Origin of the sequence: Pseudoalteromonas sp. SCSIO 43201 (assembly GCF_023716725.1) — a bacterium.
Classification (GTDB): Bacteria; Pseudomonadota; Gammaproteobacteria; order Enterobacterales; family Alteromonadaceae; genus Pseudoalteromonas; species Pseudoalteromonas peptidolytica.
In genome coordinates this window covers 1011240-1026078 of sequence record NZ_CP072683.1, presented here as the reverse complement: position 1 = coordinate 1026078, position 14839 = coordinate 1011240, and the positions used below count along the sequence as shown (strand labels likewise).

Here is a 14839-nt window from a genome sequence, read left to right as displayed (position 1 = left end):
CAGACTAATCTATTCAACGCCGAGCTGAAGTTGATAAAGTGGGAGCGGCTTCACGCCGCGATCTTTAGATGATTACCATTTGCGGCTACGAACAATTTGTAGCCGCAACTTTATGTCGCGACTTGTTTTTGAATCCAGCTCTAAACTTTACCTCATGTCGCTTCGCCGGCAAGGCAAAAACAAAGAGGCATATTATTTGTCGTCATAAATGGCGACCTACACAAAGATTTGGTGTGAAGTCGCAGGTATGCGTCGTTATAAGGGATCGCGGCGTAAAGCCGCTCCTACACACCAAGAAAAGAGCCAGACACGAGCCTCCACCACATCCACGCCCACAAAAAAGCCGCCCCTTTAGCAAAGGGCGGCTTTTCAATATTAGCTAAGTCGCGCAAAAGCGCGACTTACAACCTCTTACGCGTCGCGGTAAGTATCAACCGCTGGGCAAGAGCAAATTAGGTTACGGTCGCCGTATACGTCGTCGATACGGGTTACCGTTGGCCAGAATTTGTCTTTTGCTACACTTGGTACTGGGAATGCAGCTGCGAGGCGATCATATGCACGGTTCCAGTCGTTGCTTAGTACGTCAGCTTGCGTGTGTGGCGCAAATACTAATGGGTTATCTTCGATAGACCACTCGCCTGATGCAATCTTGTCGATTTCACCTTTGATAGAAACCATGGCTTCGATAAAGCGATCGATTTCTACCTTAGACTCAGATTCCGTTGGCTCAACCATAAGTGTGCCCGCTACTGGGAACGACATCGTTGGTGAGTGGAAGCCGTAGTCCTGTAGACGTTTAGCAACGTCCATTTCAGTAATGCCTGTGGCTTCTTTCAATGGGCGTAGGTCAACAATACATTCATGAGCAACGCGGTCGTTACGGCCACGGTATAGAATTGGGAAGTGCTCGCTTAACTTCGCCGTTAGGTAGTTAGCGTTTACAATTGCCATTTCTGTTGCTTGTTTTAGGCCTTCACTGCCCATCATTGCGATGTATGCCCACGAGATAGGTAGAATAGCTGCAGAGCCGTAAGGTGCCGCAGAAACCGCGCCGTTACCTACGTTTGTGCCTTCTACATTGATCACGCTGTGGTTAGGCATAAATGGCGCAAGGTGCGATTTAACGCCAATAGGACCAACACCTGGGCCACCGCCACCGTGTGGAATACAGAATGTTTTGTGTAGGTTTAAGTGTGATACGTCAGAGCCGATTGAACCTGGGCTAGTCACGCCAACCTGTGCGTTCATGTTTGCGCCGTCCATGTATACTTGGCCGCCGTGCTGGTGCACGATGTCGCATACTTCACGGATAGACTCTTCGTATACACCGTGTGTAGACGGGTAAGTGACCATGATGCACGATAGGTTTTCAGCTACGTCAGCGGCTTTCGCGCGTAGATCTTCTATATCGATGTTACCGTTTTTATCACAGTCAACCACAACCACTTTCATGCTTGCCATTTGTGCAGACGCTGGGTTTGTACCGTGCGCTGAACTTGGGATCAAACAAATATTACGGTGACCTTCACCGCGAGACTCATGGTACTTACGGATAGCAATAAGACCTGCGTACTCACCTTGTGCACCTGAGTTTGGCTGTAGTGATACTGCGTCGTAACCTGTGATGTTCACAAGCCAGTCGTGCAGCTCAGTCATCATGATCTTGTAACCCGCTGCTTGGTCGATTGGGCAGAACGGGTGTAACTCTGCAAACTCAGGCCAAGTTACTGGGATCATTTCAGCGGTTGCGTTTAGCTTCATGGTACACGAGCCCAATGAGATCATTGAGTGGTTTAGTGCTAAATCTTTGTTTTCAAGACGCTTGATATAACGCAGCATCTCGGTTTCGCTATGATAGCTGTTAAAGTTCGCGTGCGTTAAAATTTCATCGTCGCGCACTAAGCTTGCAGGAATACCTGTGATGTTCTCGCCTGACACTTGTGCGTCTAGCGCATCTACATTTAGGCCGTGGTCGTCACCTAAAATAATGTCAAATAGCTCAGCTACGTCCGCACGCGTTGTGGTTTCGTTTATTGCAATTGAGTATTCGCCGTTATGGTTAAGGGCAAAGTTTACGCCTTTTGCTACCGCACGCGCCACAGCTGCTTGCTTGTCAGCGTCGTCCGCTTTAACCGTAATAGTATCAAACCAAGTATCGTGCTTAAGTGCTATGCCTTTTGCTTTAAGACCTGTGGCAAGAATGCTTGCAAGGCGATTAATGCGCTCAGCGATGATCTTAAGACCTTGAGGGCCGTGGTAAACCGCGTAAAACGCAGCCATGTTCGCAAGTAACACCTGTGCAGTACAGATGTTTGAGTTCGCTTTCTCACGGCGGATATGCTGTTCACGAGTTTGCATCGCCATACGTAGCGCGTCGTTACCTAAACGGTCTTTAGACACACCAATAATACGGCCTGGTAGTGAACGCTTGTAAGCATCACGCGTGGCAAAGAATGCCGCGTGTGGACCACCGTAACCCATAGGTACGCCAAAACGCTGTGCAGAACCAAGCACTACGTCTGCACCTAGTTTACCTGGTGCTTTAAGTAGCATTAAGCTCATGATGTCTGCGGCAACACAGGCAATCGCTTTTTTGTTTTGTACTTGTGCGATTAGGTCAGTAACGTCAACCACTTCACCTGATGTTGTTGGATACTGGAATAGCGCGCCGAAAATGTCGTGGTTAGCAGCGTCGCTAGCAGGGCCTACTACGATTTCAAAACCAAACTGCTCAGCACGCGTTGATACTACGTCAATAGTCTGCACATGTACGTCGTCTGCAATAAAGAAGGTGTTTGCTTTTTTCGCTTTAGATACACGTTTTGCAAGCGCCATTGCTTCTGCGGCTGCGGTTGATTCGTCAAGTAGTGACGCACTGGCTAAGTCTAGGCCGGTAATGTCCATAGTCAGCGTTTGGAAGTTAAGTAGCGACTCCAAGCGACCCTGCGCAATCTCTGGCTGATAAGGGGTGTAAGCGGTGTACCAACCCGGATTCTCAAGTACGTTGCGTAAAATAACATTAGGTACATGAGTTGGGTGATAGCCTTGACCGATGTAAGATTTGAAAACCTTGTTTTTGCTCGCTACTGATTTCAGGTAGCTAAGGGTTTCCACTTCTGTGCGGCTTTCACCGATCTGTAAGCCCTCTTCTAAGCGAATTGAAGCAGGTACAGTTTGACCGATCAGCTCTTCAACACTAGATACTCCAAGAGCGCTTAGCATCTCACTCACCTGTGCTGGGCTTGGCCCGATATGGCGACGGATAAAATCTTGCTTTTGCTCTAACTGTTCAAGAGATTTGGCGTTTGACATTAGTCCAGGTTCCTATGATCCAAATGAAAAAGGTGAATACTGTTTTTATCTAAAAAAGATACCTTGGTAACGGCAGTATTCTAAAAGCGTTGGTATGAACTCGTCATACCTTGAGCAAGCACCCTTGCTCAAAAAGCAACAATAAAAGCCCCTAAAAAGGGGCTTTTATTACTATCAACAAATTAGTCTTCGTCGATTGAATTTGCGTAGCCTTCAGCGTCTAGTAGATTGTCTAGTTCTGACTCGTCAGACGCTTTAATACGGAACAACCAACCGTCACCGTACGCATCGTTGTTTACAGTCTCAGGGGCATCTTCTAGGTCTTCGTTTACCGCAATGATAGTACCGCCGATTGGTGCATAGATGTCTGATGCTGCTTTTACAGACTCAGCAACTGCACAGTCTTCACCCGCGTCAACTTCATCGTCTACGTCTGGTAATTCAACGAATACCATGTCGCCTAGAAGTTCTTGTGCGTGCTCAGTGATACCTACTGTGTACTCGCCATTGCCTTCAGCGCGAACCCACTCGTGTGAAGTAGCGTACTTTAACTCGCTAGGAATGTTGCTCATTTTTTTGTTCCTTTGGTCGATTGTGGTGACGCCCCGTGAGCGACACCAATGTTATTCTTAAAATTAGATAATTGACTTGCCGTTACGAACGAAACTTGGCTTAACTACTTTAACATCAACTAGTTTCTTACGCATTTCAACCTGTGCGGTCTCGCCAACTGAACGAGGTACACGCGCAAGCGCGACACTAAAGCCTAAAGTCGGAGAGAATGTACCAGAAGTGATAACACCTTCGCCACCTTCTACGATAACTTTAGAGCCACCGCGCAACACACCTTTACTTTCAAGTACTAGACCAACTAACTTGTCAGTGCTTTTTTCTGCGCGCTGTTTAGTAATAGCTGCACGGCCAATAAAGTCACGATCCTCTGGCTCCCAAGCGATAGTCCATGCCATGTTCGCCGCAAGCGGAGAAACCGTTTCGTCCATATCAGAGCCATAAAGGTTCATGCCCGCTTCTAAACGTAGCGTATCACGTGCACCTAAGCCAGCTGGACGCACACCTGCGTCTAATAATTTTTGCCATAAATCCGCAGCACCGTCGTTGTGCACTACGATCTCATAACCTGCTTCTCCGGTGTAACCTGTTGTTGCAATGAAAAGCTCGCCAGCTTGCACACCGAAAAATGGTTTCATACCCGCAACGGCCGCTTGTTGTTGTTCGTCTAGAATAGTCGCTGTTTTCGCAATCGCATTTGGTCCTTGTACCGCAATCATTGCGTACTCAGGGCGCTCTGTCACTGTCACGTCAAAACCGGCTGCCACAGCATTAATGTGTGCAAGATCTTTTTCACGTGTTGCAGAGTTAACGACTAGGCGGTATTGCGTTTCAGTGAAGAAGTAAATGATAAGGTCGTCAATTACACCGCCCTGCTCGTTTAGCATACCGGTATATAGCGCTTTACCTGCCACTGTTAACTTAGCTACATCGTTTGCAACTAGTTTTTGTAGAAATGCTTTAGCGTCTACACCTTCGATATCAACAATCGTCATGTGTGAAACATCAAACATGCCCGCGTCTTGGCGCACCGCATGGTGCTCTTCAATTTGTGAGCCGTAGTTGATTGGCATTTCCCAACCGTGGAAGTCTACCATTTTTGCGCCAGCTTCTAGGTGCTTAGCGTGTAGTACTGTTTTAGAAGTCATACTTATCCTTCACTTTTTTACTCAGCAACTTATATTGGGCACTGAGGGGGTTATTGTTATCGCACTTACGATAACTGCACGGAATTTATGAAACGAGTTTAAAACCAGCATCAGTAAGCGTTGTTTGCCACTTATCTAACACAGCAGCTTGTGCAATCAACTGGTATTGTTGCTGTTCGTCCACCAGCAAGGTTGTAATAAATACTTCGCCGCTTTGTTTGCCATAACAGGCATTTTTGTCTGAAATCCTGAGGCCTGGTGTTAACGTAAAGTCGTGAATCAAACGCTCAAACGCAAGTTCACCACTTAAGGTTGCTGCGGCTAAGTCGTGACGACGTACCAGTTCAATATCAAACTCATCCGCATGATTATCAATCAATGTTGCAAGCTCAGTGGCAGCTCTTTCACTGACAACAAAGCGGTAAGCAGTTTCACTAAAATAGTACACGGCAAAATTTTCGCCACTGTCTAGCTTGCCCTGAAAGCCCAAGCCTGGTGCCATTAATTTATTTAAATTAAGGGTGAGAATTTGACTTAAAAAAGGCGTGGTTTCAAAGCCACTGAAGTCCAGCACCACAACAGCATCCGTTGGTTTGTAATGGTTTTGCGCCGGAACACTGCCCTGACGGTGCTTTGCAAAGATAATTGGCGTGACGCTCATGGCACTACCTTAGTGAAATTTCGATGAGCAAAAGTATAAGGATGCGCAAACTCAACAACAAATTGTATTTACTTATCAATTGATAAATAATATTAATGTACTTGGGTTTTATAAATTGCATTTCCTTATATGAAAAACTTATCAATTGATGGATTAAGAACGCTGGTCACTGTGGTAGATGTCGGTGGCTTTGCCAAGGCTGGCGAGCTACTAGGCTTGTCTCAGCCCGCTGTTAGTTTGCAAATTAAACGCTTAGAAGACATGCTCGGTTGCAAGCTGTTTAAAAAACAAGGACAGCGGCAGATATTAAATCAATATGGCGAGCTACTTTTACCACTTGCCAAACAAATGCTGCAGCAAAACGATGCAATTATTCAGCAATTTACCTCTGAAAGTGTCACAGGCAGAGTGCGATTGGGTATTCCCAGTGAATTTGCAGCGCGGATCTTACCCTCGATTATTGGTGATTTTGTGTCTTTATATCCCGATGTTGCACTTGAAGTTAAATCAAGGCTGAGTAAACACTTACTTTCTGTGGTAAGGCAAGATCAATTTGATTTAGTGTTGGCGCTTAACGAAGAGCTCAGTTCGTCCAAGTATCCGGTGTTTATGCAAGATCAGTTGGTCTGGGTTGGCGATTTATCACTTGCGCAGCATTCGGTTGTCACTTTAGTCACCGCACCAGAAGGCTGTATCTATCGCCGCCGCGCTATTGAAGCGCTGCAACAAGCTGGCTTGCAATACCGTATTGTATACAGTAATGCCGATTTAACCGGCCTTACTGCAGCTTTAAAAGAGGGGCTCGGGATCACTGTGCTGGCCAAAAGCACTGTTCCTACGGAATTGCCTTATCAGACCCAAACCCAAATATTACCCAAGCTCGGGAAAATTGGTATCAGCCTAGTCAAGAACACCCAAGAGTCCGCCCATGCCGTTGATAAACTCGCCGAATTTATTGCATTGAGGTTAGGTTAAAAGATCGCGGGGTAAACCCGCTCCCACCAGCAACATAAAACCTTTATGGGAGGTCCTTTACGCGGCGATACTGATTTAAGAAAAGTTCGCGATATAAAATCGCTCCTACCTACAATATAAAACCTCTGTGGCAGGTGCTTTACGCGGTGAAGCGGATTTTAGAAAAGTGCGCGATGTAAAATCGCTCCTACCTACAATATAAAACCTCTGTGGCGGGTGCTTTACGCGGTGAAGCGGATTTTAGAAAAGTGCGCGATGTAAAATCGCTCCTACCGGCAACATAAAGCCTCTGTGGTAGGTGCTTTACGCGGCGAAGCGGATTTAAGAAAAGATCGCGATATAAAATCACTCCTACCTACAATATAAAGCTTCTGTGGGAGCCGCTTTACGCGGCGATACTGATTTAAGAAAAGATCGCGATGTAAAATCGCTCCTACCAGCAACATAAAGCCTCTGTGGTAGGTGCTTTACGCGGCGATACTGATTTAAGAAAAGATCGCGATGTAAAATCGCTCCTACCAACAATATAAAACCTTTGTGGGAGCCGCTTTACGCGGTGAAGCTGACTTATGAAAAGCTCGCGATGTAAAATCGCTCCTACCTACAATATAAAACCTCTGTAGGAGCCGCTTTACGCGGCGATCTTGTCCTATACTTACGTTAGCACTTATTAACGAACTCAAGGAGAGAGTCATGCCACATAGCTGCCGTTTAAGAAAAGGTCGGGTTTCATCGGCAGGTCAATATTATGCAATCACCATTTGCTGTAAAAACAAAACTGCTATTTTTAATAACCTCGCAGTCAATCAACTTGTTATTCGCGAAATTTACCACCTTGAGCAGGATAACATTATCAAATTAATTGCCTATACGCTGATGCCCGATCATTTACATCTTTTGTTTCAACTAAAGGATGTGTGTTCCTTATCTGATACCATTAAGTCGTTAAAAGGAAAAATAGCAACTAAGTTAAGAACAATGAATGTTAGGCAGCTATGGCAAAAAGGTTTTTATGACACCTGTATTTTGCATAACACCATGTTAAAAAACCAAGCAAGATACATAGTTGCAAACCCGCTTCGAGCTGGGTTGGCAAAACAGATTGGCGATTACCCTTACTGGAATTGTATTTATTTAAGTAATGGAATTGGGGATTTATAAAGTTGGTGATGCCTGTTTTAGGAAAAGATCGCGATGTAAAATCGCTCCTACCTACAATCTGAAATCTCTGTAGGGGCCGCTTTACGCGGCGATACTAATTTAGGAAAAGATCGCGGGGTAAACCCGCTCCTACCTACAATCTGAAACCGCTGTAGGAGCCGCTTTACGCGGCGATCCTTCTTTTATTTACCGCCGACAGCTTCTTTAGCGAACAGGTGCTTAATAGGGCCGAGATTGTCGACCAAGCTTAGACCCACTCCCCGCACTAACTTTTTCAGCGGGTGATTGCCTTCGAACAGTTCTTTAAGCCCTTGCATCATGGCAATGTGCTTTTGGGCATCGGCTTTTCTGCTGCGCTCATATTGACGCAGTATCCGTGTGCAGGCAAATTGCTCTTGCGGTGCTGATAACAAAGTGATCAGATACGCAGCGTCTTTTAGCCCTAGGTTCATACCAAGACCTGCAAGTGGATGAATGGTATGTGCCGCATCCCCCATCAAAACGATACGCCCTTGCACCCACTGTTTTGCATAGCGCATGGTCAGAGGAAAAACATGCCTTTCGCCAACCAATTCGCACACGCCACACTGCATATCAATTGCTGCGCTTAAAGCTTTATTGAACGCCTCGCCCGACATGGCTTGTAGCTGCTTTGCTTTATCTGGTGCGGTAGACCACACAATTGAATGGGTGTATGGGTCATCAAGCGGCAAAAAAGCTAGCGGCCCATCGGGGAGGAACACTTGTCTTGCCGTTGCATCATGAGGCGCTGCGGTTTTTATCGTTGCAACCAGCGCATGGTGATCATAATCCCAATAAGTGATTGGCATATTAAACTGCTGACGAATAGCAGAACGAGCACCGTCAGCTGCTACTACTAACTTTGCCATCACCGGCTCACCAGTGGCTAAGGTTAACAGCAAATCAGAATCTGTTTGATGCAGGCTTTGATATTTGGTGTTCCACATCAGCTTAGCCGATTGCTCTGCTTCGAGCGCCATTAACAGCGCATAGCGAATGGCGTCATTTTCAATAATATGACCAAGCTCAGGTAAATCTAGCGATTCACTGTCAAAGGCGATTTTACCAAAGCTATCTTTATCACGTACATCCATACGAGTATATGCCGCGGCGCGCTGCGCTTTAATATCGGGCCATACCCCTAAGCGCTCAAATAACGCTTGGCTTGCAGCGCTTATTGCGCTTACGCGCGCGCTGTATTCTTGTGCCAATGGGGCTGGCTTTTCACCACTGTCTAACACTAATACCGAGATATTTTGCTGCGCAAGTCCCAGCGCCAGCGTTAATCCAATACATCCACCACCAACAATACATACTTGCACTTGTTGCATGCCAACTCCTTTATCCTTTATACCCCATCAATTGTTTAGCCAGTGGCGCTCTTGCTGTTTTGGACAGCGCCATGGTGAGTAGACCTAAACTGCGGCCTAAGGCGAACGTTCTTGATGAGTTTGAAAATAGTCGAACGAGCGCATCGGTTAATGTCATCACCGTGTTAATGTCTTGCGCTCGCGCCAGTTGATAAGCACGCGTAAATTGAAAGCTCCCCCACTTCTCGGGCGCAACGGCCTGACATTGTGAGGTAAGTACTTGAATATCTCTTAGGCCTAAATTAAAGCCTTGTCCTGCAATGGGGTGAATAGCATGCGCGGCGTTGCCAATCACCACAACGCGATGGTGCGTGAGCTGCTCTACCCGACCAAGTACCAGCGGATAACTGGCTCGCATGCCCACTTGTACAAAGCGCCCAGCGCGATAACCAAAGGCTTGTTGTAATGCTTGCAAAAATTCAGCTGGCGCCATCGCTTCAAACTCATTGAGTTTTTCATTAGGCATACACCACACCAGTGAATAACGGTTATCACTCATTGGCAGTAGCGCCATTGGGCCATGTTCAGTAAAACGCTCGAACGCCTGACCACCATGAGCTGAGTCAACCTGCACATTGGCGATCAACGCCCCTTGCTCGTAGCCTATGCTATCAAAGCCGATATTGAGTTTAGTTCGCGTAGGAGAGTTTGCGCCGTCGGCAACGACCAATAAACGACCACATACTTGCTCGCCATTATCAAGCGTTAGAAAAACTTGCTCAGGGCATTGTGTTATTTCAGTCACCTGATTTGGGCAAAATAGCGTGACGTTAAGGCCTGCGAGTTGCTCATGTAAAAAGCTGCCATAAGGATTGACTTCAACCACATAGCCTAAGGCTTGCTCACCATAATCTTCAGGCCGGATCCACGCTTTACCAAAGTGGCCTCTATCAGAAACATTGACCTGTGTGATTGGCTCAACGTATTGCCACTGGGGATTAAATAGATTTAGCTTGCCCAAAAATGCAACCGACTGTGCAGCAAGTGCAATACTGCGGTCATCAAAACTTGGGTGCTGTTTACCTTTCGGTGCGAAGGCTTCAATAACCGCAATGTTCGCCTGCGGAGAGGCTTTTTTCATGGCAATAGCGGCGCTGGCTCCTGCCATACCACCGCCAACCACGACGACATCAAACTGTTGCACGCAATGTGTCCACTAGTTATTCATTAATGCTTCTATTTCTGTGATGGTTTTTGGCACCAACGCGGTTAAATTTTCATAACCGGTGTCTGTAACCAACAAATCATCTTCGATACGAATGCCAATTCCTTTATACTCATCAGGAACTTGCGCATCTTCGTCAAAATACAAACCTGGCTCAATGGTGAGCACCATACCAGGTTCAAATGGACGATCCGCTTCGTCTAACTTATATTCACCAACATCGTGAACATCAAGACCAAGCCAATGACCCAAACCGTGCATATAAAATGCTTTACATGCCTGAGCATCTAACAGCTCGTTTACGTCACCCGCAAGAATACCCAAATCTACAAGTCCCTCAGTCAATACTTTCATCGCGACTTGATTTGCTTTAACTAACGTGCCACCGGGTTTAACCTCGTTAAAGGCGGCATATTGTGCTGCCAATACTAGGTCATATACTTTGCGCTGAGCATCAGTAAACTGGCCATTTACTGGGAACGTACGAGTTATATCTGCCGCATAGCCTTCCAGTTCACAACCCGAATCAATCAGTATCAAGTCACCGTCTTGTAGCGCGTCACAGTTGTCGGTGTAGTGTAAAATCGTTGCATTGATACCGCTACCCACGATGGTGCCATAGGCTGGGTGACGCGCACCGTTCATTGCATAGTGGTGGTGAATTTCAGCTTCAAGCTGGTATTCCGTCGCACTAGGCTTTGCAAACTGCATCGCGCGTATGTGTGCTTCTGCGCTAATTCTGCCCGCTTCGCGCATCACGGCGATTTCCGCATCTGACTTAAACAAACGCATTTCATGCACAAGTGGACGGACATCTTTGATTATCTCAGGTGCGCGATAGCCCTTTTTCGGCGCGCCACGTAGTGTGCTGAGTAACTGCCAAACCTTATCATCAAATGCGCTGTACGTGCCTTGACCGTAGAACAACACCTTGCGGCCATTCACAAGATTGAGTAGTTCATCGTCTAAGTCACTAAGTGCAAAGGTATGGTCAAGTTCAAGTTGCGACTTAGCTTGCTCATAGCCCATACGGCGACCATGCCAAATCTCAGCAACCTTATCTTTATTACGACAGAACAACGTAGACTGACCGTTGCCCTCGCGGTCTTTTGTTAATACTAAAACCGCATCAGGCTCTTTGAAGCCAGTGAGATAAAAAAAGTCACTGTCTTGACGAAACGGAAACTCAGTATCGCGGCTACGGGTTAATTCAACAGCCGCAGGAATAATTGCGACGGCATTATTATCAAGTGCTGCAATAAGGCGCGCACGGCGTGCTACAAACTCGCTGTTTTTAATCATAATTAATGTATCGTTTTTGATGTGCCAACAGACTGCGATTCTTTACCCATTTCGGCAAAGCACAACAGTGTAGAAACTCGGACATACTCAATCACTTCAAGTAATGCTTCTTGATCTTCGTTAGAGTCTTCAAAGCCGGTATCCAGCTTTGTGATCTCGCTAAAGTCGTTGATCACCTCTTTCACGTCTGAAGATAACTTGCCATAGTCTTTTTGCTTTAGACCAAAGCCTAGTAAAAAGCCCGATACCCAAGCTATCAAGGCATTCGCTTGGTCATGCAATGATTCGTCTTCCGGCGGTAAATATAGTTCAAACTGGAACTCACCGTCGTTGAAGTGTTCCGCGACTTGCTTATAAAGGTCGATGCAAAATTCCCGTATTGGCGCTGAGAATTTTTGACCGTCATTAAATACGTCGCTTAGTAACCCTAAATACTCAGAATCTTCGATATTCAGGCCACAGGCTAATAGCCCAGATATAGTGCCGTGAACTTCGGCAGGGGCAATAAATAATTCGTGTTTCTCTAATAGCAATTGAGCTTGCTGGTAGTCTTTGAATTCGCTCATGATACTTTCCCAAGCAATTGATACTCCAATGCTACCACCGCAGCCAGCGCAACTCCAACGAATTGTATGATCAACCTCAAAGCTGAACTAAAATTCACCACTTTTTACAACCTCAGTGTACAGGGAAAGTTTTGCACTTCCCTTTACATTGAGGTTGTGAGTGCGTGGCTTTTTATCTCAGTTTTACTTGCCGCTGGCTTCTACCTTGATTAACTCAGCGAGTAACTCTGGGTCTTGTGACATAGCAACGGGTAACTGCTGACTCAACGCCATGAAATTTTGATTGTGTGTTGATGTGATAGAGAGCGAAAGGGCGTTCATTCCCAAAGCAAAGTCATTGATAGCCTGTTGTACCTCTTGTGGCAAAAACATCATCTGTAGTTGCTGCGCAGCAGCAGCTCGAAAGTCAGCTAAGGTCATCCCCTGCTGAGCCACCTCCGACTCAATAAATTCTGAGAGCTTACCCTGATTATTGATGGTAAGCGCAAGAGACTTAAATTGCAGTGACTGCATCGCGGCCATTAATTGCGACTGTAATTGCAATTCCTGCTCAAGGCTTAATGTTTGACTATCCAGCTTCGATGCCGCCAACGAGACTTCCATCAATTTTTTACTGTTGCCTAAAGAGATAGTGAAGTCTCCTTGTGCTACTTCATCAGCTAAGACCATCAGCGCAAACTCACTGTCGCCAGATGCTTCATCAAAGGAGAAGCTGGTTTTCACATGATATGTTGCCGCGAGCAGCTCAGGTGAAGTACCTTGTGAAAATACATCAGCTTTACTGTTGAGTTTTATCCCAACAAATTCGAGCTCAGTGAGTGGGCTTATCTTGTCTTGCTCGTAACCGGCAATACTTAGCTTATCAATAGTCAACTCTGGAGCACTTTGCGCTAATGATGAAATCTGTAATTGTGTGATCTCTACATCCCGTGTCAACAAATCAACGGAGCTGCTGGCAAAATCAACATCAAGACCCGTGTCAGCTTCAAAACCAGCTATCTTTTGAGTGATCGCTTGTTCTATCTGGTCATTGACATAATAGTTTACACCAACATATCCAGCGCCAGCTAAGGCTGCGGCCACCAATACTACTGTGGTTTTATTCATTTTTTACTCCGTTTTTAAAAAAGCGCCTCAAGTGCTTCACTTAGGCTCGAGACAGCAACGATTTCCATCCCTTCAATTTTTTCTTTTGGTTGATTTGCTTTTGGCACAATGGCTCGTGTAAAGCCATGTTTTGAAGCTTCACGCAAACGCTCTTGTCCGCTAGGTACAGGGCGGATCTCTCCACCAAGCCCCACCTCACCAAATACCACAAGCTGCCTATCTAGTGATTGATTTTTAAAGCTCGACACAAGCGCTGCAATCAAGGCCAGATCAGCGCTGGTTTCGGTGACTTTGACCCCACCCACCACATTGACAAAAACATCTTGATCCGACACTTGTAATCCACCATGGCGGTGCAACACCGCAAGTAACATGGCTAAACGGTTTTGCTCTAAACCAACCGTGACACGACGAGGGTTCGCCAGCTGCGAATAGTCAACCAAAGCCTGGACTTCTACCAATAACGGCCGTGTACCTTCCCAAATCACCATCACCAAAGAACCGGGAGTTTGTGCCTCACCGCGATTAAGGAAAATAGCGGACGGGTTACTTACCTCTTTCAAGCCTTGACTGGTCATCGCGAAGACACCTAGCTCATTGACCGCGCCAAAGCGATTTTTATTGCCTCGCAACGTTCTAAAGCGGCTGTCAGCGCTACCCTCTAATAAGATTGAACAGTCAATACAGTGCTCTAGTACTTTCGGCCCTGCTAATGTTCCGTCTTTAGTTACATGGCCAACCATGATAATGGCAACCTGATTTTGCTTTGCAAAGCGTGTTAAATATGCGGCGCTCTCTCGAACTTGAGAAACAGAACCCGGCGCTGATTGAATATCATTCATGTGCATAACTTGAATGGAATCTATTACCATGATGCTGGGCTTTTCTCTGAGCGCAAGCTGGCAGATGGTTTCTACGTTGGTTTCTGCTAACGTTTTTAGTTTATTAGTAGGCAAGCCCAATCGCGTTGCTCGCATGGCAACTTGTTGTAGGGATTCCTCTCCCGTCACATATAATGTATTCATGCTCTCGGCTAAGCGACACATAGTTTGCAGCAACACAGTACTTTTACCAGCACCTGGACTACCGCCGATTAATATTGCGCTTCCTGGAACAACCCCGCCGCCCAAAACACGGTCAAACTCGGTAAAACCAGTTGAAAACCTGGGTAACTGCTCAAGGTTTACTTCATCTAAGGTTTGTACTTTCGCTTCAACAAAGCCTGCATAACCTGAGGTCACGCCACCTTGTGGCGCAGCTTTAGCCGATGGAACCCGAAATTCCGTTACCGTATTCCACGCCTTACACTCAGAACATTGCCCTTGCCAACGCGCAAACTCTGCTCCACAATCACTACATACAAATGCTGTTTTCTTTTTTGCCATAAATTACAGGTATATATCTTGCTTAAACATAATAATCGGTTAAGAATAAACTAATAATATGCCAATGTTGACATAATATTGGCGGTGACCCTAAGG

Annotated in this window: 12 protein-coding genes; 2 read left to right on the top strand and 10 right to left on the bottom strand. The window is 46.1% G+C overall.

Annotated features, from left to right (window positions below; all coding sequences use genetic code 11):
- Positions 1 to 411: 411 nt before the first annotated feature.
- The 4 genes from gcvP to J8Z24_RS04385 form a co-directional block, all read right to left on the bottom strand.
- Complete coding sequence (gene gcvP / locus J8Z24_RS04400) at positions 412 to 3312, bottom strand: aminomethyl-transferring glycine dehydrogenase (protein ID WP_176033010.1); 2901 nt, start codon at positions 3310 to 3312, stop codon at positions 412 to 414.
- 182 nt (positions 3313 to 3494) lie between these two features.
- On the bottom strand, positions 3495 to 3884 hold the full coding sequence (gcvH, locus tag J8Z24_RS04395) for a glycine cleavage system protein GcvH (RefSeq protein ID WP_125250416.1): 390 nt from the start codon (positions 3882 to 3884) through the stop codon (positions 3495 to 3497).
- Between the two features lie 63 nt (positions 3885 to 3947).
- The gene (gene gcvT, locus J8Z24_RS04390; protein ID WP_176033011.1) at positions 3948 to 5030 is read right to left on the bottom strand and encodes a glycine cleavage system aminomethyltransferase GcvT; all 1083 of its coding nucleotides are present in this window, start codon (positions 5028 to 5030) and stop codon (positions 3948 to 3950) included.
- An 85-nt stretch (positions 5031 to 5115) separates the two neighbouring features.
- On the bottom strand, positions 5116 to 5691 hold the full coding sequence (locus J8Z24_RS04385) for a hypothetical protein (RefSeq protein ID WP_125250418.1): 576 nt from the start codon (positions 5689 to 5691) through the stop codon (positions 5116 to 5118).
- 129 nt (positions 5692 to 5820) lie between these two features.
- Between J8Z24_RS04385 and J8Z24_RS04380 the strand changes: the two genes are divergently transcribed.
- Together J8Z24_RS04380 and J8Z24_RS04375 are read left to right on the top strand one after the other, a co-directional pair.
- Entirely contained in the window at positions 5821 to 6666 is an 846-nt protein-coding gene (locus J8Z24_RS04380; RefSeq protein ID WP_125250419.1) for a LysR family transcriptional regulator, read from the top strand.
- 693 nt (positions 6667 to 7359) lie between these two features.
- Entirely contained in the window at positions 7360 to 7827 is a 468-nt protein-coding gene (locus J8Z24_RS04375; RefSeq protein WP_128732783.1) for an REP-associated tyrosine transposase, read from the top strand.
- A 182-nt stretch (positions 7828 to 8009) separates the two neighbouring features.
- On the opposite strand, the gene J8Z24_RS04370 is transcribed toward J8Z24_RS04375, so the two are convergent.
- The 6 genes from J8Z24_RS04370 to radA all read right to left on the bottom strand — a co-directional run bounded on the left by J8Z24_RS04370 (position 8010) and on the right by radA (position 14743).
- Entirely contained in the window at positions 8010 to 9179 is a 1170-nt protein-coding gene (locus J8Z24_RS04370) for an FAD-dependent oxidoreductase (protein ID WP_176033856.1), read from the bottom strand.
- 10 nt (positions 9180 to 9189) lie between these two features.
- Positions 9190 to 10362 (bottom strand): 2-octaprenyl-6-methoxyphenyl hydroxylase, encoded by a 1173-nt coding sequence (ubiH, locus tag J8Z24_RS04365; RefSeq protein ID WP_176033857.1) that lies wholly within the window; start codon positions 10360 to 10362, stop codon positions 9190 to 9192.
- Positions 10363 to 10374: 12 nt separating this feature from the next.
- Positions 10375 to 11685, bottom strand: a complete 1311-nt coding sequence (gene pepP / locus J8Z24_RS04360) for a Xaa-Pro aminopeptidase (protein ID WP_176033858.1) — start codon at positions 11683 to 11685, stop codon at positions 10375 to 10377.
- 2 nt (positions 11686 to 11687) lie between these two features.
- Complete coding sequence (locus J8Z24_RS04355; RefSeq protein WP_125250424.1) at positions 11688 to 12251, bottom strand: UPF0149 family protein; 564 nt, start codon at positions 12249 to 12251, stop codon at positions 11688 to 11690.
- A 183-nt stretch (positions 12252 to 12434) separates the two neighbouring features.
- Positions 12435 to 13358, bottom strand: a complete 924-nt coding sequence (locus J8Z24_RS04350) for an aq_1923 C-terminal domain (protein ID WP_252095333.1) — start codon at positions 13356 to 13358, stop codon at positions 12435 to 12437.
- A gap of 14 nt (positions 13359 to 13372) precedes the next feature.
- Positions 13373 to 14743: a DNA repair protein RadA gene (gene radA / locus J8Z24_RS04345; RefSeq protein WP_125250426.1), complete on the bottom strand. Its 1371-nt coding sequence runs from the start codon at positions 14741 to 14743 to the stop codon at positions 13373 to 13375.
- Positions 14744 to 14839: the final 96 nt, after the last annotated feature.